Below are 20,238 nucleotides of genomic sequence, written 5' to 3'. Positions count from 1 at the left end.
TCTAACATGCTCTTTCGTGCTTATTTGCGCAGACGATGATACTCCTAATCGACTAGTCATTGGGGACGTTCTTAAACGACTGGTTATTCAAGAACGTCCCCCAATGACTAGGTGGGGAAGGCGTGCGACAATGGTGGGCGTTGTGTTGTTCGCGCTAAGGAGTTGCCATGTTGTTGTGTCCCGTTTGCCATGAGCCGTTGGTGGACGACGAGCGCGGTGCTGTGTGCGCGGGTGGACACCGGTTTGACCGTGCGCGCGAGGGCTATCTATATCTACTGCGCTCGTCCAAGAGCGGCGACTCTATGGGCGATCCCAAGTCGCAGGCACGCAGCCGCCGTGACTTTCTGAATTGCGGTTACTATGCGCCGTTGCGCGATGCGATGGTTGAGTTGGCGCGCAAGCAGGTGTCTGGGCGCGCCGCGTCTGTGAACGGCCCCATGACGCTGCTCGATATTTGCTGTGGCGAGGGCTACTACACCAGCGCCATGGGCGCGGTGCCGGGCGTGGATGCTTACGGTTTCGACCTGGGCAAGGAGATGGTGCGCTTGGCGGCCAAGCGCGGCGATGCGACCTACTTCGTGGCCAACATGAAGGACATCCCTGTGGCCGATGGCGCCTTCGATATGGTGACCGAGCTCTTCGCTCCCTTTAACGAGCGCGAGTTTGCCCGCGTGCTGGCGCCGGAGGGTTCGCTCTACACCGTGGTGCCGGGTGCCCGTCATCTGTTTGGGCTCAAGGAGGTGCTCTACGACACGCCGTACCTTAACGATGAAAAGCTGCCGAAGACCACCGAGCTCGAGTTAGTCGGAACGCAGCGGGTATCTGCGAATATTACGCTTCAGATCCAGGCCGATATCGAGGCGGTGTTCCAGATGACGCCGTACTACTATCGCACACGCCCTGCCGACAAAGAGCGCCTGGCAAATTTGGATACCCTTCAAACCGACATCGACTTCATCATCGCCGAGTACCGCCACAGCTAACAACCTGCCAAAAAGGGACAGGTTTATTTTGGTAGGTTTTATCTGGGCAAACGTAAAGGGCCGACCGCGGAGATGCGCGATCGGCCCTTTTTAGTTGCTTGGCTGCAGAGGTTATGAGAAGCGAGCGCTTACAGGCGGTCCTTGTTCTCGGCCTTAACGGCGTGTGCCTGCTGGACAAAGAACAGGTCGTACACCACGATGACAAAGGCGCCAAAGTTGATGGCGTCGCCGCCAAACGCGGGAAGCGTGAGCACCGCTTGGGCAAGCGTGGCGACCGCGGCAACAATACCGAGCTTAAACGCGCCGTCCACCTGCGAAGGCTTGTTGGCGCCCTTGACACCGGCGACGCCTGCGGCAAGGTCGACGAGACCCTTGGCGATAAGCACGACCGCTGCGAGCGTGGCGTACGAACCGTACGTGGAATCGAGACCGCCCGTGGCGATACCGACGCCGGCGGTGACGAGGCTGGCGATGCCCAAAACAAAGTAGATGAGAGCAAGGATTTTGAGAGTCTTGCGAGTGAAGCTCATGGCTGGTCCTTTCGATACGAGTACGCCAACTTGGCGCACCCAATGTACTGCACATATGGTGAAGCACATTGTAGTTCAACGGGGCGATGCATGCGTTTGAAAGCGTCTCTTGCCTGTGCGGTCCAACCTTTCAAAAAGGAAAGCTGGGCGTAAGCCAAATCGATGGCAGCGTATGCGCGGCGCTGCGATGATGGGGCCATGGTAAGAGCTAGACCGAAGGAGGAACCATGATGTACGGAGCAGAGCAGGTACGTGAGGCGCGGTCGTTGGGAAGGCGCATGAGTGATTCCGTGATCGCTACTGTGTGCACGGGATTGATGGCGGTGCTTTGTATTGCGATGCTGTGGGCCATGTCGCATGTGGGACAATAGCGGACGGTTGGGTGCCGACACAAACGGCGCTCACGTATTCGTTTTGCTTGCTAAGGAGTACCCATGGGCGTCGTCGATCCCTTTTCTGTTGCTCGGTCCGCGGGGCTTGAGCTGATCGGGAAGTCCGAGGGCCTCACACTCACCGACGGCACGATGGAGCTGCGTGCCGATTTTGGCCGCATGCTTCCACGGCTCAAGCAGGGCCGTCTGCAGCAAGAACTGCTGGTAAAGGCTGCGCGCGCAAAAGGCATCGAGAGCCCATGGGCGATTGACGCCACGGCAGGCTTTGGCGAGGATTCGCTGCTGCTGGCGGCCGCGGGCTTTACCGTCGATCTGTATGAGCAGGATTGCGTGATCGCGGCGCTCCTCAAGGATGCTTTGGATCGCGCGGCAGATGATCCGGCGCTTGCGACAGCCGTGGCGCGCATGCGTCTGCATGCGGGCGAGGACAGCATTGCAGGCCTTCGTCAAACCGTCGAGCTGCTCGAGCAGGGCGAGCTCGCAGCACCCGACGTGGTGTACCTGGACCCCATGTTTCCCGAGCGCACCAAGAGTGCAGCGGTCAAAAAGAAGTTCCAACTCTTGCATCATTTGGAGCAGCCGTGCGCCGATGAGGAGACGCTGGTTGAGGCTGCGCTTGCGGTGCACCCGCGCAAGTTGGTTATCAAGCGGCCGGTGAAGGGGCCACTGCTTGCCGGTGTTAAGCCGAGCTATCAACTTGCGGGCAAGGCCGTTCGTTACGATGTCTTGGTGCCGCCGCGCCCGTAGCTTGCGTGCGATGGTTGGCGCTCCGTCGGTGCCGTGCCGATGTGGTGCCTATTTCCAAGGGTGCGATGTCAGGTGCCAGCCGCCGCAGTATTCGCATTTGTAGCAGGCCAAACCGCGCCGCCCGCGGCTTTCGCAGTCGGCCATAACTGCCTCGGCCTCGGCGCGCGTGTCGTAACGGTTTTTGCGCTCGCACGATTTGTAGCGCCAGGCCTCATCGCGCTCGGCGTCCAGGGCGTCGCGGAGCTCATTCTCGCGCGCAAACAGGTCGCTCATATCGCCGCCCGTGGCAGCGCCTAAAAACTCGCTTTTGGCTTTTGACCAAGCGGCTCGCTTTTTGCTCCCCATCTGCTTCGTGCCCCTCTCCAAACGCTGGTATCATTGCCCAATCAAAGTGATACCAATAAACGTGAGGTCGCCGCGTGATGATCAGAAAAACCCTCGATACCGACATTCCCGCCGTCATGGCTATCTATGACGCGGCCCGCGCCTTTATGCGCGCGCATGGCAACGCCACGCAGTGGCCCGAGGGCACGCCTTCTGCCGAGCAGCTGGCAGCCGATATCGCCGCTGGTGGCAGCTATGTGTGCGAAGTCGACGGTCGCGTGGTGGCGACGTTTGCCTTTTTACCGGGTCCGGACGAGTGCTATGACGTAATTGAGGACGGTCAATGGCATAGCGACACTCCGTACGCCGTGCTGCACCGCGTGGCATCCGACGGCACCGTGCACGGTATCGCGGCTGCGATGTTTGCCTTTGCCAAGGAGCGCGCCGATCACCTGCGTATCGACACGCATCAAGACAACCTGCCCATGCAGGGCGCCATCGCCAAGGCCGGGTTTAAGCGCGCCAGTATCGTATATGTGTCGGACGGTACGCCGCGCGTCGCGTTTGATTGGCTGCGCGAGGCATAAAGGCCGAGTCACATACCAGCGTTTCACCGAAATGAAAATGGCCCCGAGTGGGGCCATTTTTGGTAAAACGCGTTGTTGTGGGGCTCGCGTTGTTATCGCCCCAGATGAGCCCGGGCAGACAAAAAGGGGAGGTGCCGGCTTTCGCAAGGCGCGAACCTACGAAAATCGCCGCGCGGCAACGCGGGGCGATGAGCTCGGTCGGGGGATAGGGCCCGCTTCGCCCGCCGGCACGTAAATTGTATCATCCAGTGTGGAACGAGGATGCCTGTTGCCGCGTGCGATGGGCTTGTAATAAGAGGAGAGCCATGTCGAAGCAAGCGGTCGTTGGAATCTTGGCGCATGTCGATGCCGGCAAGACCACGTTGGCCGAGGCCATGCTGTTCAACGCGGGTCGCATTCGCAAGCGCGGCCGCGTGGACGATGGTGATTCGCATCTGGACACTGACGCGATCGAGCGCGAGCGCGGCATCACGATTTTCTCGTCGCAGGCCGTACTCGACCATGGCGATACCCACGTCATGCTCGTGGATGCACCGGGGCATGTCGATTTTTCAGCCGAGGCGGAGCGCACATTGCGCGCGATGGACTACGCGATTTTGGTTGTGGGCGCCAACGACGGCGTGCAAGGACACACCGAAACCCTGTGGCGCCTGCTTGCGCGCTATGACATCCCGACGTTCATCTTCATCAACAAAATCGATTTGGAGAATCCCGGCCGCGATGTTTTGCTGGCACAACTTGGGCAACGTCTTTCCGAGGGCTGCCTGGATGCCAGCGAACTGCTGGCGGGCGGCGCCGTTCAGGAGGACGCTGCTGCGTTGGACGAGGCGGCGCTCGAGGAGTTTCTTGAGGCGGGTGAGCTTTCTGTCGCAACGCTGTCACGCATGGTTGCCGAGCGCAAGCTCTTTCCCTGTTTTGCCGGCTCGGCGCTCAAGGACCAAGGCGTGGACGAGCTGCTGGATGGCATATGCGCGCTGATGCGTGAACAGGCATGGCTTCCGGAGTTTGCCGCGCGCGTCTATCGTGTCAGCCGCGGGAATCGCGGCGAGCGCTTGGCTTGGGTTAAAGTGACCGGCGGCACGCTGCATGCCAAGCAGATGATTGACGGACGTTCCGGCGCCGAGGCATGGGAGCAGAAGGTCGATCAGGTACGCATCTATAACGGCGAAAAGTATGAGCTTGCCCAAGAAGTTGCTGCTGGCGGTATTTGTGCCGTGACGGGTCTTGCGCACGTTCGCCCAGGGGACGCCCTGGGCGCGGAGCCTGCGGGCGATGCGCCCGTCATTGCGCCGGTCCTCACCTATACGGTGCTTCCGGGCGAACATGATGTCCATGCGGTGTTCAGAGCGTTGACTGAGCTGGCGGATGAAGATCCCATGCTCGGCGTAAGCTGGAATACGCATCTTGAGCAGATTCATTTGCAGTTGATGGGCGCCGTGCAACTCGAGGTCGTGCAGCGGGTGTTGGCTGATCGCTTTGGCCTTTCGGTTGCGTTTGAGTCCGGCGGCATTCTCTATAAGGAGACTATTTCGCAGCCGGTCGAGGGCGTGGGCCACTTTGAGCCGCTGCGCCACTATGCCGAGGTGCATTTGCGCCTGGAGCCGTTGCCGGCGGGCTCGGGCGTGCAGTTTGGCACCGTAACCTCGACTGACGAGCTCGATCTTAACTGGCAGCGTTTGGCACTCACCAACGCCATGGAGCGCGATCACCTGGGCGTGCTGACCGGCTCGCCCATCACCGATGTGCGCATTACGCTCACGGGCGGCCGCGCGCATGCCAAACACACCGAGGGCGGCGATTTTCGCCAGGCCACGTACCGCGCGGTTCGCCAGGGGCTCATGCGGGCACGTGAGGCTGGCGCGGCGGTGCTGTTGGAGCCGTGGTACCGCTTTGAGCTCGAGGTGCCGGGGGAGTGCGTGGGCCGGGCGCTCTCGGATGCCACGCGCATGGGTGCCGAGTACGAGCCGCCGACGATGGCGGGAGATCGGGCGAAGCTTGTGGGTCGCGTGCCGGCATCTGAGGTGCAGGATTACGCGCTGGAGGTGGCTGCCTACACGAGCGGTCGCGGGCATCTGTACCTAGAGTTCGCCGGCTATGCGGCTTGCCATGATGCCGAGCGCGTAATCGAGGCTGCCGCCTATGAGCCAGAGGCCGATCTGCCCAACACGCCCGATTCGGTCTTTTGCTCTCACGGCGCCGGTTACACGGTCAAATAGTACGACGTACCCGCCGCGGCGCACGTAAAGGTCGATCCCGCCACCTTCCGCCCCTGGCGAGCAGCAGACGCCGAGTTTTTCGGCCATAGGTGATAGAAAGGCGGCCCTTTTGTCACCTGCTGTTGGTATAACTCGGTATAAGTTGGTATAACTATTACCAGGGTTTGCCAATCCGAGGAGGCCGACATGAATCCAAATCCCTTTAAGCCCACGGCTGGCAAGCGGCCTCCGATACTCATCGGTCGCGAGTCGGTCATCGAAGATTTCGAGGAAGGGCTCGATAACGGCGCCGGAGCGCCGGGCAGGCTCATGCTCATTACGGGAAACCGCGGCTGCGGCAAGACGGTTCTCCTGCGGGAGCTGCAACGTCTGGCCAGCGAGCGCGGATGGGCGGTTGTCTCCGATTCCGCTTCGCTTGGCTTATGCGACCGCTTGGCCTACGCGCTTCGCTCGAATAAACCCGTTGTGACGTCAATGGAGTTCGGTCCGTCGTTTGGTCGGATGTCGGTCGAGGCGGCGCGGGCAAAGGGCGAGACGTTGCGAGGGCTGGTCAACAAGCGCCTTAAGAAGCTCGGTCCAGGCAAGGGCATCCTGTTTGCGATTGACGAGGCGCAATCGGCGTCTATTGAGGAACTGGCGGCTCTTGCCGTTCTCTATCAGCAGGTGCTCGGAGACCAGGATGCCACGGGCTTGCCCGATAGCGACCAGCGCGGTCTTGCGCTGGTGTTCGCCGGCTTACCCAGTATGGTTGACGACCTGCTCGAAGAGCCGAGCGTGACGTTTTTGCGGCGTGCCCAGCAGCGTACGCTGGGGGCGATATCTTTGCCCAAGGTGCGCGATTCATATGTCCGGACGGTCAAAGACGCTGGTCTTTACGTTGACGCGGAGACGGCGGACCTTGCGGCGCGCAAGAGCATGGGCATCCCTACATGGTTCAGCTGGTGGGCTATTACATGTGGCGGTCTGCTGTCCGGCGTGGCTCGCAGGTCATTGAAGAGCGCGATGTCGAGGCTGGGCACGCGGATGCCGTCTCCGAGTTCTACGAAGCGGTTGACGCGCCTCTGTATTACGGGCTGCGCAGTCCGCAACGCCTCTTTATCGAGGCTATGGCTGCTGATGAGGGTAAACCGACGCGCATGGCGGATATCATTGAGCGCTGTGATCGTACCCAGAGCTGGGCGAGTAAATATCGCGCAAGCCTGATTCGCGAGCGCGTCATCGAGGCTGCCGGATACGGCCTCGTCCGGTTTACCGTGCCCATGCTGGGCGAGTATATCCGCGACCGCATTTTATGGCACGAGTAGGATGATAAAGGTGACGGAACAGAAGATGGGCCCGCAAGCTATCGAGGTGCGTGGCGCACGTGTACACAACCTCAAGGACATCGATATTGATATCCCGCTGGGAAAGCTCGTGGGTATTGCCGGCGTGTCGGGCTCGGGCAAGAGTTCGCTGGCACTGGGCGTTCTTTACGCCGAGGGCTCGCGCCGCTACCTGGAGGCGCTCAGCACTTATACTCGCCGTCGTCTGACGCAGGCCGAGCACGCCCAGGTGGACGAGGTACTGCACGTGCCGGCGGCGCTCGCATTGCATCAGCGCCCGAGCGTGCCGGGCGTGCGCTCGACCTTTGGCACCATGACCGAGCTCAACAATAGCCTGCGTCTACTCTTTAGCCGTTGCGCCCATCACATGTGCCCGCACTGCGGGGCGCGCGTGGAGCCGAGTCTTAACGTGGCCGCAGGCCTGCCACTCACGTGTCCGACATGCGGCTGCGAGTTCTACGCGCCGAGTGCCGAGGATTTGGCTTTCAATAGCGGCGGTGCGTGCCCTACCTGCGGCGGCACCGGTGTCATGCGCGAGGTGGACGAAGCGAGCCTGGTGCCCGACGAGTCCAAGACTATCAACGAGGGCGCGGTGCTTCCCTGGGGCACGCTCATGTGGGATCTGATGAAGCAGGTGGCAGGCGAGATGGGCGTACGCACCGACGTGCCGTTTAACCAGCTCACGCCTCAAGAGCGCGACATCGTGTTCCATGGTCCGGCGGTTAAAAAGCACATTCTCTACGTTCCCAAAAACGGCGAGGGCGCCACGCCGCTCGACTTTACCTATTACAACGCCGTCTATACCGTCGAGAATGCGCTCGCCAAGGTTAAGGACGACAAGGGCCTCAAACGCGTGGCACGCTTTTTGCGCGAGGGGCCATGCCGTGACTGTGGCGGCACGCGTCTTTCCGAGGCTGCGCGCCAGCCCCAGGTGCGCGGTATCAATCTGGCGCAGGCAGCGGCCATGACATTGGGCGAGGCGATTGAGTGGGTGCGCGGGGTGCCCGCATCCTTGCCGACCGAGATGCAGCCCATGGCGACGGATATCTGCGATTCGTTTTTGGGTGCGGCCCGTCGCCTGGTCGACCTGGGTCTCGATTACCTTTCACTCGACCGCGCCGGTGCCACGCTCTCCACGGGTGAGCGCCAGCGCGTGCAGCTCGCCCGTGTGGTGCGCAACCGATCGACGGGCGTGCTTTATGTGCTGGATGAGCCCTCGATCGGCTTGCATCCTGCCAATGTCGACGGCTTGGTGGGCGTGATGCGCGATCTGGTGGATGACGGCAACACCGTGGTTGTTGTCGACCACGATACGCGTGTGCTGGAGGAAGCCGACTATCTGGTCGAGATGGGGCCCGTTGCCGGAGCGGGCGGCGGCAGTGTAATCGCTGCGGGCACGGTGGACGAGGTCGAACAATCGCAGGGCAGTCGCATCGCGCCGTTTTTGCGCGCCGAGCCCAAGCGCTTGCGCCCGCAGGTGACTGACGACGAAATGTTCGACCAGGGTCATATCCGCATGGCGACCGATACCATCCATACCGTCAAGCCGCTCGAAGTCGATATTCCGCGCGGTCGCTTGGTCGCGGTTACGGGTGTTTCGGGTTCGGGCAAGACGACGTTGGTGCTCGAGACGCTCATCCCGGCGCTTAAGGCGCAGGCAGCTGGCGAGCGCTTGCCACGCCACGTGCGCTGGATCGATGCCGAGGGCATTGCGCGTGCCAACCTGATTGACGCCACGCCCATCGGTGCCAACGTGCGCTCGACGGTGGCAACCTATGCCGACATCCATGATGAGCTGCGCCGCGCCTTTGCACGTACGCCCGAGGCCAAGGCAGCCGGCTACAAGGCGGGCGCCTTTAGCTACAACACCGGCGCCTTGCGCTGCCCTACGTGTGATGGCACGGGCTCGATATCGCTCGACGTGCAGTTTTTGCCCGATGTCGAAATCGTCTGCCCGGCATGCCGTGGTTCGCGCTACGCCGAGACCGCCTCGCATATCCATCGCGAGGGCAAGGATGGGAGTCTGCTTACGTTGCCGCAGCTCATGGACATGAGTGTGGACGAGGCCATCGACGCCACGGTGGGGCTCAAGAAAGTTCAGACGCGCTTGCAGACCTTGCACGACCTTGGCTTGGGCTATCTCACGCTCGGTGAGCCCACGCCGGCGCTTTCGGGCGGCGAGGCGCAGCGTCTTAAGCTCGCGAGCGAGATGGGTCGCGTGCAGGATGATGCCGTGTTTGTGTTTGACGAGCCCACGATCGGACTACATCCGCTCGATGTTCAGGTGTTGCTGAGTGTGTTCGACGGCCTTGTTGCCAAGGGCGCCACGGTTATCGTGATCGAACACGACCTCGACCTTATCCGTAACGCCGATTACGTGATCGACATGGGCCCGGGCGGTGGCGATGCAGGCGGGCAAATCGTCTGCGCCGGCACGCCAGACGACATCGCAGCCTGCCCCGCAAGCATCACCGGCCGCTACCTATAACCGAATGTGACAAAGGAACAGTTCCTTTGTCACATTCCCGGAAAGCCTGTTTGGCGCAGGGCTTCGTAGAGGACGATGGCGGCGCTGTTGGAAAGGTTGAGGGCGCTAATGCGGTAGTCGTCCGGGTCGATGAAGTTGCCGCAGATATCCTGCTGCAGGATGGCCTCGTGGCTGTCCTCGGTATGTCCGAGCGATTCCTCGTGGGCTTCCCAAGCCTCGGCGTTATCGAGCGAGTCGCAATCGCGCAGCATAGGGATGCGCTCGCAGCGCTCGGGCGCCGCGGCGAGCAGTGGCTCGGGAATGCCCGAGCTCTCGCTGCCAAAGACCAAGTAGTCGCCATCGCGGTAGGTACTCTGCGCATAGGTGCGGCGTGCCTTTTTGGTCAGCAGATGTAGGCGCTCGTCGGCAGGGGAGAGACCGTTGCGTGCAAGGAAATCCTCCCAGCCGGCATAGGTCGTCACGTCCAAGTTTTGCCAGTAGCCCAGGCCGGCGCGACGTACCGTTTTGTCGTCGAGCGAGAAGCCCAGCGGCTCCATCAGATGCAGGCGGGCGCCGGTGACCACGCAGGTGCGGCCGATATTGCCCGTATTGGCCGGAATCTCGGGCGCATACAGCACAATGTTGAACATGAATCTCCTTGGCTCAGAACGAAAAACCACCACGAAGAGCACCTTCGTGGTGGTTTGGCGGTTACATAGGCGGAAAAATGCCCGCTTGGATAAACCTAGGCGCGGTGCCAGTCGGTCAGGCAGGCATCGAGGGAGGCGATGAGCGCATCCTTGTCCATGTGACGGCCGATGATGCACAGGCTCGTCATGCGGTCGCCCGTCTCGTCGTCCCAAATCTGCATGATCTCGGGGTTCTCGTCGATGATCTTCTGCTTCTCGCCCTCGGGCGCCGAATCGACAAACAGGCCGTTCTCCATCAGGCGCATCTGGTGGCCGGCCTGCTCAAACATGTAGCACATGTCCGGATCGCCGGTCTGCCACAGCGGACCCTTGACGCGGATGACCTCGTCGGGCCACTCCTGCTCAACAAAATTGGTGAACTTCTGCAGGTCAAACGGCTTGCGGCGCGAGTACACAAAGGTCTCGATGTCGTACTCGAGCACCTCGGGGTCGTCGTGCTCCTCGGGATGCTCCATGGCCTCGATCCAGGCGGCGGAGTTGTAGGCGCGCATAAAGTCGAAGCGGTCGGTGTCGAGCAGCTCCTCCATGGGGACCTCGCCGTTTTGGGCCTCGACAATCACGGCGTCCTTCTGCAGGCTGCGCACGATGGCCTTGAGCTCGGCGATCTGCTCGGGCGTCACGGTATCGGTCTTGTTGAGGATCAGCGTGGAGCAGAATTCGATCTGCTGGATGAGCAGGCTTTCGATGTCGTCCTCGTCGATATCCTCGGCCAGCAGGTCGCGACCGCCGTTGAACTCGTCGTACATGCGGGCGCAGTCGACCACGGCCACGATGTTGTCGAGCGCGAGCTTGGGCTCGTCGCCCACCTTGGCCTCGTCGCAGAAGCTCGAGATGGTGTAGGCGATGGGGATAGGCTCGCAAATGCCCGATGCCTCGATGATGATGTAGTCGAAGTTGCCCGAATCGGCGATGCCCTGCAGCTGGTTGGCCAGGTCATCCGAAAGCGTGCAGCAGATGCAGCCGTTGGTGAGCGGGATGAGGTCATCGGTCTCGGAAAGGCCGCCGTCGGCGATGAGACTGGCGTCGACGTTGATCTCGCCGATATCGTTGACGATCACGGCGGCGCGGATGCCGCCGTCGTTAGCGAGGATGTGATTGAGCAGCGTGGTCTTGCCGGCACCGAGGTATCCGGTAAGCATGATGATCTTCACGGGTTTGTTGGGCATGTGCCCTCCTTTGTTAGACATGGCTTACAGTTAAATCTTATGCCAAACGCCTGCTCTTATACCCACGCGCCGACAAATAACACAGCCTACTCCCAGGCTCCCCACACGTCGGGACTATAGCCGACGGTGGCCTTCTTGCCGTTGCGCACGATGGGCTCGGCCAGAACCTGCTGATTCTCGAGCAACTTATCGAACCGCTGGCTGGGGGTGAGGTGCTGGATGAGCGCGAGCGTTTCCTCGTCCTTTGCTTTGGGATTGAGCAGCTTGTCGATGCCGCCGACCGCCTGCATCACGCTCGTGAGCTCGCCCTTGCTCATCTCCTTTTCCTTAAGGTCAATAAACTGCACCTTAATGCGGCGCTCCTTAAAATAGCGTTGGGCCTTCTTGGTATCAAAGGACTTTTTGGTGCCGAAGATTTGAATATTCATTTATTGTTCCGCCGTTCTAACGAACGGCGGTCACCTCGACGCTGCAAAGCCATCTGATGGGCAATCTGCCTTTCAATCGTCGGGCGCGGGCAAAAGCCCAGCGCCCTCCTCTTTCAAGGCACCTTGCCTCATCAGCTGGCTTTTCGCTGACATTGATAGGACATCGAGGTTACCGCCGCTGGACTTATCGAATGAAGTTGGTCGTTGCGCGATCTGCCTCGGGTGCGTTGATACCGGCGGCCTGTCCTGCCTCGATACAGCGCAGGAGCCAGGCCATGTTTTTGCCGATGTTTCGCATGGTGGCAAGGCCCTCGGCATCCCCATCGGCGTCGCCGGGCACGCGGCCAAACACGTTGTTCCAGTAGGTGGAAGCAACCACGGGCATTTGCTTAATGGTGAAGTACTTGTTGAGCACATCGAACGTGGTCGACGTGCCGCCGCGACGGGCGACGGCGACCGCGGCGCCGGGCTTGTGCTCAAAGGCTTGCCCGCCTGCATAGAAGGCGCGGTCGAGGGCCGAGAGGATGCGTCCGCTGGGGTGCGCATAGTAGACGGGTGAGCCAAAGACAAAACCATCTGCCTGCTCGGCGGCAGCGATGAGCTCGTTCACCACGTCGTCGTCAAAGGTGCAGCGACCGCCAAGCTTGCCGCACAGGCCACAACCGATGCAATCGCGAATGGGCTTGGCGCCCAGCTGAAACACCTCGGTATCAATGCCTTCTGCATTAAGTTGCTCGGCGACCTCGGCGAGTGCGCGGGCGGTGTTGCCGTTTGCCTTGGGACTGCCGTTGACCAAAAGAACCTTCATCACAAACTCCCTCTGCTTTTGGTGACTTCTGCAGAGGATTATCGCACGATGGGGGAGGCGGTGCGGGCGCGGTGCTAATCCAGTTTGGTACCTGGCACCTGCACGGCTTTCCCGAGCAACGCTTTAAGCTCGTTCAAAATGGAAACAGGCTGACGGTCGACGCCGTCCAGATGGAGCGTGGCCACGCGAATGGGCGGCTGATATTCAAGCGAGCCGATGAGCACGGGAGAACCCAGGAACCGTTCGATGTCGCTTGCGATCTCATCGATTGCCTCGGGGCCGAGCTCATCGAAGAGTGCCACGAATGTCGGCCCCGTCGAGCGGAATAGGCGGCCCTTGCCGCGCGAACAATCCATGAGGCAGGCGGCGCTTTCGGCGAGCACGCGGTCGCCTGCATCGAATCCAAAGCGGGCATTGACCTCGGCGATATCGTCGACCTTAATGGCAATAAAGCCTGCCTCGTGCGGCACGCGGCGCATCTCTCCAATAGCGTTGACCAGCGCATGGACATCGCCCAGGCCCGTTACCGAGTCGGTCGTATCCGCTAGGCTTCGGTTGACGATAATGCCCACATACATGCTGGGCTCGGTATCGGTGCCGTCCAAGCGGTAGCCCGTGCAGTCGCAAAGCGCGTATTTTCCGGTGGCATCCATTACGCGATACTGCATGTAGTGGAAGTGCCACGTGCCGTTTATCACCATGTCGAGCTCGGCGCGTACGTTGTCGCGGTCCTCGGGATGAACGCGGGCGAGCCACATGTCGAGTGAGTTAAAAGGGTGCTGGGAAGGCAGGTCAAAATCGCGCACGGCGTTAACCGACCATTGCGATTCTCCAGTATCGAGGTTAAGGATGAACGGATAGCGCGTCTCGGAGCTCATGGAGATCGCTTGGAACACCCGGTCGTTGCAGGGAAGCTGATCGGCGATTGGGCGTTGCGGCGCGTCATTGTTTTCCGGTTGCTGTACACGATGCATAAGCTTATAGCGATACATCTTGCGATCGGCATCCATCGTCATCTGGCGACGCGTGTCGCCGGCAAGTGGATCGACGCGCGAGCAGCCAAAGCTAAAGCTGGCGATCATGGGCGCCTTGCCATCTGAGCTCGCCTCGATCAGCCCGGCACGTACCTGCTCCAAGCGCTGCTCGAGTTCAGTCTCGTTTGCGGAGAGCGAGATAAGCACAAACTCGTCTCCACCGATACGGAACAGCATCTCATCGTGCTCCATGGTTTCGGAGAGCGTGCAGCAGATGCTCAGAATATAGCGATTGCCTTCGGCGTGGCCAAACCTATCATTGCAATGCTTGAGATGGTCGATGTCAATATAGGCGCAGGTGAAGGGGTCGCCTTTGCGCCAGAGTTGCTCGACGTGACGGTCGAGTCCGCTGCGGTTGCCCAAGTTGGTGAGCGGATCGATATAGGCGTTGCGCTCAAGCAGCCGGCGCTCTTGTTGCAGGATGGCATGCGTCTTTTGCAGTTGCTCACCAACGGCGCGTAGCTCAGCAGGCAGCGCGGCAACATCGAGTTCGGCGGTCGAGATGCCATTCGCAAGTCGTTGGAGATAGGCAATAATCAATTGCTCACCCAGGCGATATGACTCGTTCATGATGGATAACCTCCTTGGGCGGAACAATGGTTTGTATCATATCCCCAATTCGGTTTGAATTGGGGATATAAGTCAGCTAATGGAGGCAAATTCCCCCTTCGGCGGTGGCGTTTTGCGCGCGAGCGTATCAGTTGTTATTGCCACCATCGAGCAATGCCTCAAAATCCTTCGCCGGCATGGGGCGGTAGTAGAGGAAGCCCTGAGCGTAGCGGGCGCCCATTTGTCGTAGCGTGTTCGCCTGTTCATTTGTCTCGACGCCTTCGACCTCGACGGGCAGATGGAGCGACTGCGCCATTTCGAGCATCGATGAAATGATTTGCGTGCTGCGGCCTTGATCGCGATCGGTGGGTACAAAGGCGCGGTCGAGCTTGATGACGTCGACGTTGACGTTCTTGAGCATCGCGAGCGTGGACTGACCGGTGCCAAAATCGTCCATATAGGTCGAGAAGCCGCGGGTGTGCAGGTCGGCCGTCAGTTTGTCCACGGCCTCGGACTCTCCCGTATAAGCCGTCTCGGTGATCTCGATACGCATGAGCTCGGGCGGTAGGTTGTATTGGGCGGCGAGCGCCCCCATATGCTCGGCAACGTCGCAGGCAAGGATATCCACGCGCGACACATTAAGCGAAACCGGAACCACACGAAGCCCTCGATCGATGCGCTCGCGCAGCCACGAGGCGACACCCTGCCAAATGTACTTGTCGAGCGTCACCACAAAGCCGCTTTCCTCGAGTGCGGGGATAAACGTTGCGGGCGAAATGAGAGAGCCGTCCTTGTCAATCCAGCGGGTGAGTGCTTCGGCGCCAATAATCTCACCGGTTTCCATATCGACCTGGGGCTGCAAGTGGTAGGTAATACGACCATCTGAGAGCGCGTACTGGAATTCGGTCAGCGTGTGGTGGAACGCGACTTCGCGCTCGTACTCCGCGGGGCAGAAAATGGCAATGCGCTCCTTAAAGTCGTTTTTTGCGCGCCGATTGGTAAACATGGCCTTTGCCTGCGCATCGATGGTGATCTCCTCATTGGAGTCGATGGGGTAAACGCCCATGGACGGCCAAAAACCTACGCCGTCGTTGTGCTTGGCTACAGCCTCGCGCACGCGCGCATAGACACGGTGAACGAAATCGTGCTCAAAGGGTATGAGCAGACAAAAGTCGTCTTGTCCCCAGTACCCTGCGACGCCCATATCGTCATTCTCGATATCCTTGAGCACCGTGCCCACATCGGCAAGCATACGGTCGCCTTCGGCCTGTCCATACCATTCGTTAAATAGGCGCATGTGGCCCATGTCGACGGTGGCGATACACCAAGCGCCGTCGCGCCTTGCCTTGATGAAGGCATTGGCACGGCGCATAAACTCGCTGGGTCGGTAGAGACCGGTGAGCATGTCGAGGTGCTCGGCGACGGCGCCTTTGCGTTCCATCTCGGGTATGGGCAGACTGTCGTTGGGAACAAGTCCGCCGGCCGTACGAAGGCGACGATCGAGTTCGCCCAAAACAGTCGATGCTTGGGAGTCCAGGCGTTCGTAAAAGGTCGGGACGACAAGACAGACGGGAGCAATGGTGTCGCCTGCGATTTGCACAGGAGCGAAAACGGCCTCTTTAAGGTGGCGGGTCAGTTGCTCGAATGCCTCGTGGTCCAGGTCGTTGCTGAGCACGACGAACTGGACGCTACGTGAACGGTAGACCCTGCTCCTGCCGCGGGTGATCGACAGCATGCGGCCTGCGTATTCGGCGAGCATGTTGTCGACAGCCTCGGCTCCGTAGAGCTCGTTGAGCTTTGTCGTGCCACGAACGCGCACCGCTATAAGGCCCGTCTCGCAACGGTCGCAACGACAGGCGTCGATGGCATTGACCAACATGCGCTGGGTTCCGAGGCCTGTCGCGGCGTCGACGGTTTCGGCAAGTGAGTGGTTGACGAGCTCGCCGACATAGAGCGAGGGGACATTTTCGTCGCCGTCGATGCGAAACCCGCGAGCACGGCAGAGGACGTAGTCGCCGACGGCATTGCGCACACGATACTGCATGACGCGACGGTGCTTGGTGCCGTTATAGACCTGGTCGATGTCGTTGATGTAGGCCTCAAGGTCATCGGGATGCACGCGCGTTTTCCAGTAATCGCGACAGTTGTCTATGTGCTCCGAGGGAAGGCCAAGATCGCGCAAGGCGCCTTGTGACCAAAGGGTGCGATGTTTGTCCAAGTTCTCGATAAAGAAATAGCGGCCCTCGTTGAGCATCGAAAAGGCGTCGAAAATGCGATCGCTTATTTCGAAGTCGTCGGCGTGGACTTGCGTGATATTGCGTCGATCAAGGTGCATGGCATGACGTAGCTTGTAGTCGTACATGCGATGGTCGGCATCGAGCGTCATGCGATTGGGGGCTTCGCCCAGGGCGGGGTCGGCATACGACACTCCATAGCTAAACGAGCGGGGCATCTCGGAATCGTTGTTTTTGAGCAGGACCGTTCGGCAGTGTTCCAGACGTTCGGCGAGGTCGTCCTCGGTCGCAATCGTAGATAGGATGGCAAACTCGTCGCCGCCTATGCGAAACGCCGCTTCGTCCACTTTCATATACAGCTTGAGATAGAGGCTTACCTGCAAAATATAGCGGTTACCCTCGTCATGGCCAAAGACGTCGTTGCAGTGCTTGAGATTGTCGATATCGATGTACGCCATGGTAACGGGGGTGTCCTGCTCCCAGAGCTCCTCGAGGGAGCGGGCAAAGCCGCCGCGGTTACCAAGCCCGGTAAGCTGGTCGGTAAAGGCGGTCCTAATCAAATCATCCTGACGATCGAGAAGGTCGCGAACGGTCTTTTCGAGCTTCTCGGTATAGTTGTTGGCGCTATCCATAGCTACGCTGCTTTCTTGGGTCGAGGCGCTGCGGCGCGCTGGTTGCGCTGCGCGGTGGGGGCTAAAGGCGTTTGTCGTTAACAAGCGGCGCCATGTTGCGGCGGCAGCGTATGGCCGCTGTTCTGCAAAAGGATGCCGCGCGGGTCAATGGATGCGCTGTCGGCAAGGAGCTCCTCGAACGCATTGATCGGCATGGGGCGGTAGTAGTAAAAACCTTGGACATAGCGCACACCGAGTTCATGCAGAAAAGCGATTTGCTTGTCGGTCTCGACGCCCTCGACTATGACGGGCATGCCGATTTGCCAAGACATGTTGATGACAGACTTGACGATGCTTTCTCCCTTGTCTGCCTGACTGGTTTCGACGGGCATGAAACGGCTGTCGAGTTTGATCACATCGGCGTCAATATTCTGCAACATGCTGAGCGACGACGATCCGCTGCCAAAATCGTCGATGAGCACGGAGAAGCCCAGAGAACGGAGTTTGCTGGCGAGCGTTGTAACATCCTCGGGATTATTGGCGTACGCGCTTTCGGTGATTTCGGCCTTAACGTAATGCGTAGGAACGGCATGCCGCATTGCCAGGCGTTCGAACTGCTTGGCGACGTCAACCGAGATCAAATCGGTTTGGCTTATGTTGACGGAGATGGGTACGCAGGGCAATCCCTGAGCCAAACGCTCGGAGAGCCATGCAAAAACGAGGCTCCAAATATGGCGATCGAGCGTCACCGCGAAGCCGTTGCGCTCGAGCAGCGGTACAAACGTACCGGGTGAGACAAAGCCGCCGTCCTCGTCTTTCCAGCGGGCAAGCGCTTCGCCGCCTATGATCTTTTTGGTTTCCATGTCACATTGCGGCTGGATGTGGAAGGTTATCCGTCCTTGGTTCAGAGCGTGCTGGAATGCCGAGAGCAGATGGTCCTCGCGCTCGCGTTGCGCGTAGGTCTCGGGTTCAAAGAACTTGATGCGGTTTCTAAAATCGTGGCGCGCGCGGGTGAGCGCGGCCTTTGCGTGGTCGTAGAGCAAAATGTTGATGTGTTCTTCTGAGCCTACGGGGCAAACGCCGAAGGCGGGCAAAAAGCCGACCGAGTCGTCGCGCGTGGCGACGATGCCCCGGATGCGTTCGTAGAGCGTGTCGATGGTTCTGCGGTCGCCGGGAAGATAGGCGACAAAGTCGTCCTGGCCCCAGTACCCGGCGATCCCGCCGCAATCGGCTTGTAACGTCTGCAGCGCGCTTCCTACCTCGGCAATGAGGGTATCGCCTGCCTGGCGTCCGTACCACTCGTTAAAGACGCGCATGCGTCCCAGGTCGATGGCGACAATGGCGCGGTCTTCGTTGGGGTGCGCGGACCGATGCGTGTCGGCGACGTGTAGAAAATCATTGCCGCGCATGAGACCGGTCATCTTGTCCCGTCGGTCGTACGCGGCAAAACTACCGACTTGGGTCAAAGCGCTTGGACTGTGATGTGTCGGAGCCGTGCTGCGTATCTCGGCGTCAAGGCGGCGATTGAGGCTGGACAGCACCGTGAGCGGCTGCGAGGTGATAGACGAATAACGCGCAAAGGTCGTGTGGGCGACAGGGACGATATCGATGTCATGCACCGTGATGGGGGCCATGAGCGTTTGCCACAGCCTTTGGGCGGCATCGGAAAGATCGATGTCGGGCTGGCTGTCAAACATAAGAACAAACTGCAGGCCATATGAGCGGAAGAACTCGGGCGATTCGGGGAGCTGAGACAGGATGCGCCCAGTGAGCTCCATGAGAACATCGTTGCCCGTTTGGTAGCCATAGACGGCATTGATACGGTCGATGTTCTCGAACTTAAACGCCACCAAATCGGTGGGTTTGGCGAGTTCCCTACGCTTCTCGATAGCCGCCATCAGTGCGCGCACATCGCCCACACCGGTAGCGGGATCGGTGCTTTCGACAATGCTCGCGTTTGTGATGGAGCCGGCAAACAGCGTGGGCTCACTTTCGTTGCCGTCAAGACGTATGCCGGAGCACGTGACAGTAATGTATCGGCCGCTTGCATCCTTGGCGCGATAGCGCATTCTGTGACGGTGTTTTTTGCCGGACATCACCTCTTCGATATCCTGGCGCCAGGCATCGATGTCGTCGGGATGGATGTGTTGCGACCATACCTTGTCCATCTGATGGACGTTTCCGGCTGGTAGGCCAAAATCCTGTACAGCGTTTTGAGACCAATGAGACTGATCGGTGTCGACGTTGCAGATAAACAGGTAGCGTCCGGTATCCGTGAGCGATAGCGCCTGGAAGATGCGGTCCCGCACGTCAAGAAAATCGTCAAAGGTGTCGAGTGCGCGATACTGCTCGTTGAACGCTTTGTTCATGCGATTGCGTGTGGCGTTGGCGAATTTGTAGTCGTACATGTGCCGGTCTGCCTCGGCCGTCATCTTGTGGAACACATCGCCTGCTTGGGGATTGGCGTGGGCGCAACCGTAGCTGTAGCTCATGGGAGTCTGGCCATCATCGAACGTCGAGCTGGCAAGAGAAGCCCGGCAGGCCTCGAGCCGCTGGTTGAGCATCTCAACCGAATCGGTTATAGAGATGAGCACGAACTCGTCGCCGCCTATGCGGTAGATGCGCTCATCGGGACGGCAGTGCAGCTTAAGGCAGTCGGCGACCTTGATGATGTAGCGGTTGCCTGCTGGGTGTCCAAAATGGTCGTTGCAGACTTTAAGACCGTCGATATCGATATAGGCAATCGTGTGTTCGAGCTGTCGATCCCAAACACATGTAATGTCATGGTTGTAGGCGGTGCGGTTGGGCAGGCCCGTGAGCGAATCGATGTAGGCATCGGCTTTGAGTTGCACGATGCGGTCGTTTAGGTGGGCGGCGGCATTGGTTGCTTCTGCGAGCAGGCGCTCGGCCTCGGGCTGCTGTGCGCCGTAGAGCTTCGATAACTCGGCGAGACGGGTATTGAGCTGGTTGATCTCGTCGTGCTGTTGCGGCTCGGCACCCTGCATCTCGTTTGTTTCCATGCCCCCGCCTCGTTGCATTGCTGAGCTTATTTGTCAGCTTGCTATTTGTTATCGAAAAGTACTGAATAGTATAAACATCTTATGGGCGCGCAAGGGGATGGCAACGCCGC

At 59.8% G+C, this 20,238-nt stretch carries 17 protein-coding genes; 8 read left to right on the top strand and 9 right to left on the bottom strand.

Going from position 1 to position 20,238, the window contains the following annotated elements; genetic code table 11:
* The first annotated feature begins 167 nt into the window (after nucleotides 1-167).
* The gene (locus I1M21_RS06980) at nucleotides 168-983 is read left to right on the top strand and encodes a putative RNA methyltransferase (protein ID WP_195192994.1); all 816 of its coding nucleotides are present in this window, start codon (nucleotides 168-170) and stop codon (nucleotides 981-983) included.
* Between the two features lie 128 nt (nucleotides 984-1,111).
* Here the strand turns inward: I1M21_RS06980 and I1M21_RS06975 are convergent, their stop codons facing one another.
* A complete protein-coding gene (locus tag I1M21_RS06975) occupies nucleotides 1,112-1,513 on the bottom strand; it encodes a hypothetical protein (protein WP_195192993.1) in 402 nt (133 codons plus the stop codon).
* A 227-nt stretch (nucleotides 1,514-1,740) separates the two neighbouring features.
* On the opposite strand from I1M21_RS06975, the gene I1M21_RS09830 reads away from it, so the two are divergent.
* Both I1M21_RS09830 and I1M21_RS06970 read left to right on the top strand, forming a co-directional pair.
* On the top strand, nucleotides 1,741-1,884 hold the full coding sequence (locus I1M21_RS09830; protein ID WP_195246138.1) for a hypothetical protein: 144 nt from the start codon (nucleotides 1,741-1,743) through the stop codon (nucleotides 1,882-1,884).
* Between the two features lie 63 nt (nucleotides 1,885-1,947).
* On the top strand, nucleotides 1,948-2,652 hold the full coding sequence (locus I1M21_RS06970; protein ID WP_195192992.1) for a class I SAM-dependent methyltransferase: 705 nt from the start codon (nucleotides 1,948-1,950) through the stop codon (nucleotides 2,650-2,652).
* 48 nt (nucleotides 2,653-2,700) lie between these two features.
* Here the strand turns inward: I1M21_RS06970 and I1M21_RS06965 are convergent, their stop codons facing one another.
* On the bottom strand, nucleotides 2,701-2,997 hold the full coding sequence (locus I1M21_RS06965; RefSeq protein ID WP_195192991.1) for a hypothetical protein: 297 nt from the start codon (nucleotides 2,995-2,997) through the stop codon (nucleotides 2,701-2,703).
* Nucleotides 2,998-3,074: 77 nt separating this feature from the next.
* Here I1M21_RS06965 and I1M21_RS06960 point away from each other — a divergent pair, with 77 nt between their 5' ends.
* The 5 genes from I1M21_RS06960 (at nucleotide 3,075) to I1M21_RS06945 (ending at nucleotide 9,589) form a co-directional block, all read left to right on the top strand.
* Nucleotides 3,075-3,563 carry a GNAT family N-acetyltransferase gene (locus I1M21_RS06960; RefSeq protein ID WP_195192990.1) on the top strand — a complete coding sequence of 163 codons (489 nt, stop codon included), beginning with the start codon at nucleotides 3,075-3,077 and terminating at the stop codon, nucleotides 3,561-3,563.
* Nucleotides 3,564-3,868: 305 nt separating this feature from the next.
* A complete protein-coding gene (locus tag I1M21_RS06955) occupies nucleotides 3,869-5,779 on the top strand; it encodes a GTP-binding protein (RefSeq protein ID WP_195192989.1) in 1,911 nt (636 codons plus the stop codon).
* Nucleotides 5,780-5,965: 186 nt separating this feature from the next.
* Nucleotides 5,966-6,982, top strand: coding sequence for an ATP-binding protein (locus I1M21_RS06950; protein WP_229025666.1), 1,017 nt, complete (start codon nucleotides 5,966-5,968; stop codon nucleotides 6,980-6,982).
* Nucleotides 6,916-7,083 carry a DUF8462 domain-containing protein gene (locus I1M21_RS10040; RefSeq protein ID WP_503562751.1) on the top strand — a complete coding sequence of 56 codons (168 nt, stop codon included), beginning with the start codon at nucleotides 6,916-6,918 and terminating at the stop codon, nucleotides 7,081-7,083. The genes I1M21_RS06950 and I1M21_RS10040 overlap by 67 nt, the downstream gene beginning before the upstream one ends.
* A 1-nt stretch (nucleotide 7,084) precedes the next feature.
* Nucleotides 7,085-9,589: an excinuclease ABC subunit UvrA gene (locus tag I1M21_RS06945; protein WP_195192988.1), complete on the top strand. Its 2,505-nt coding sequence runs from the start codon at nucleotides 7,085-7,087 to the stop codon at nucleotides 9,587-9,589.
* A 29-nt stretch (nucleotides 9,590-9,618) separates the two neighbouring features.
* Here I1M21_RS06945 and I1M21_RS06940 read toward each other — a convergent pair whose 3' ends face one another.
* The 7 genes from I1M21_RS06940 to I1M21_RS06910 all read right to left on the bottom strand — a co-directional run bounded on the left by I1M21_RS06940 (nucleotide 9,619) and on the right by I1M21_RS06910 (nucleotide 20,128).
* Nucleotides 9,619-10,218, bottom strand: coding sequence for a tRNA (cytidine(34)-2'-O)-methyltransferase (locus I1M21_RS06940; protein ID WP_195192987.1), 600 nt, complete (start codon nucleotides 10,216-10,218; stop codon nucleotides 9,619-9,621).
* A 95-nt stretch (nucleotides 10,219-10,313) separates the two neighbouring features.
* Nucleotides 10,314-11,444, bottom strand: a complete 1,131-nt coding sequence (locus I1M21_RS06935; protein ID WP_195192986.1) for a CobW family GTP-binding protein — start codon at nucleotides 11,442-11,444, stop codon at nucleotides 10,314-10,316.
* Nucleotides 11,445-11,530: 86 nt separating this feature from the next.
* Nucleotides 11,531-11,872 carry an arsenate reductase family protein gene (locus tag I1M21_RS06930; RefSeq protein ID WP_195192985.1) on the bottom strand — a complete coding sequence of 114 codons (342 nt, stop codon included), beginning with the start codon at nucleotides 11,870-11,872 and terminating at the stop codon, nucleotides 11,531-11,533.
* A gap of 184 nt (nucleotides 11,873-12,056) precedes the next feature.
* On the bottom strand, nucleotides 12,057-12,680 hold the full coding sequence (locus I1M21_RS06925; RefSeq protein WP_195192984.1) for a flavodoxin family protein: 624 nt from the start codon (nucleotides 12,678-12,680) through the stop codon (nucleotides 12,057-12,059).
* Nucleotides 12,681-12,754: 74 nt separating this feature from the next.
* The gene (locus tag I1M21_RS06920; RefSeq protein WP_195192983.1) at nucleotides 12,755-14,284 is read right to left on the bottom strand and encodes a diguanylate cyclase domain-containing protein; all 1,530 of its coding nucleotides are present in this window, start codon (nucleotides 14,282-14,284) and stop codon (nucleotides 12,755-12,757) included.
* 127 nt (nucleotides 14,285-14,411) lie between these two features.
* Nucleotides 14,412-17,129: a bifunctional diguanylate cyclase/phosphodiesterase gene (locus I1M21_RS06915; protein ID WP_195192982.1), complete on the bottom strand. Its 2,718-nt coding sequence runs from the start codon at nucleotides 17,127-17,129 to the stop codon at nucleotides 14,412-14,414.
* Nucleotides 17,130-17,206: 77 nt separating this feature from the next.
* Nucleotides 17,207-20,128 carry an EAL domain-containing protein gene (locus tag I1M21_RS06910; protein WP_195192981.1) on the bottom strand — a complete coding sequence of 974 codons (2,922 nt, stop codon included), beginning with the start codon at nucleotides 20,126-20,128 and terminating at the stop codon, nucleotides 17,207-17,209.
* Nucleotides 20,129-20,238 lie beyond the last annotated feature (110 nt).

The sequence above is a fragment of the Collinsella aerofaciens genome, assembly GCF_015546965.1.
In the GTDB taxonomy this organism is placed as follows: Bacteria; Actinomycetota; Coriobacteriia; order Coriobacteriales; family Coriobacteriaceae; genus Collinsella; species Collinsella aerofaciens_X.
The sequence above is the reverse complement of the archived record's forward strand: the minus strand, read 5'-3'. Positions and strand labels throughout refer to the sequence as shown.

Coding starts and splice junctions, on each gene's coding strand:
- I1M21_RS06980 (WP_195192994.1), top strand. CDS start 168: ATGTTGTTGTGTCCCGTTTGCCATGAGCCGTTGGTGGACGACGAGCGC.
- I1M21_RS06975 (WP_195192993.1), bottom strand. CDS start 1,513: ATGAGCTTCACTCGCAAGACTCTCAAAATCCTTGCTCTCATCTACTTT.
- I1M21_RS09830 (WP_195246138.1), top strand. CDS start 1,741: ATGATGTACGGAGCAGAGCAGGTACGTGAGGCGCGGTCGTTGGGAAGG.
- I1M21_RS06970 (WP_195192992.1), top strand. CDS start 1,948: ATGGGCGTCGTCGATCCCTTTTCTGTTGCTCGGTCCGCGGGGCTTGAG.
- I1M21_RS06965 (WP_195192991.1), bottom strand. CDS start 2,997: ATGGGGAGCAAAAAGCGAGCCGCTTGGTCAAAAGCCAAAAGCGAGTTT.
- I1M21_RS06960 (WP_195192990.1), top strand. CDS start 3,075: ATGATCAGAAAAACCCTCGATACCGACATTCCCGCCGTCATGGCTATC.
- I1M21_RS06955 (WP_195192989.1), top strand. CDS start 3,869: ATGTCGAAGCAAGCGGTCGTTGGAATCTTGGCGCATGTCGATGCCGGC.
- I1M21_RS06950 (WP_229025666.1), top strand. CDS start 5,966: ATGAATCCAAATCCCTTTAAGCCCACGGCTGGCAAGCGGCCTCCGATA.
- I1M21_RS10040 (WP_503562751.1), top strand. CDS start 6,916: ATGGCGGATATCATTGAGCGCTGTGATCGTACCCAGAGCTGGGCGAGT.
- I1M21_RS06945 (WP_195192988.1), top strand. CDS start 7,085: ATGATAAAGGTGACGGAACAGAAGATGGGCCCGCAAGCTATCGAGGTG.
- I1M21_RS06940 (WP_195192987.1), bottom strand. CDS start 10,218: ATGTTCAACATTGTGCTGTATGCGCCCGAGATTCCGGCCAATACGGGC.
- I1M21_RS06935 (WP_195192986.1), bottom strand. CDS start 11,444: ATGCCCAACAAACCCGTGAAGATCATCATGCTTACCGGATACCTCGGT.
- I1M21_RS06930 (WP_195192985.1), bottom strand. CDS start 11,872: ATGAATATTCAAATCTTCGGCACCAAAAAGTCCTTTGATACCAAGAAG.
- I1M21_RS06925 (WP_195192984.1), bottom strand. CDS start 12,680: ATGAAGGTTCTTTTGGTCAACGGCAGTCCCAAGGCAAACGGCAACACC.
- I1M21_RS06920 (WP_195192983.1), bottom strand. CDS start 14,284: ATGAACGAGTCATATCGCCTGGGTGAGCAATTGATTATTGCCTATCTC.
- I1M21_RS06915 (WP_195192982.1), bottom strand. CDS start 17,129: ATGGATAGCGCCAACAACTATACCGAGAAGCTCGAAAAGACCGTTCGC.
- I1M21_RS06910 (WP_195192981.1), bottom strand. CDS start 20,128: ATGGAAACAAACGAGATGCAGGGTGCCGAGCCGCAACAGCACGACGAG.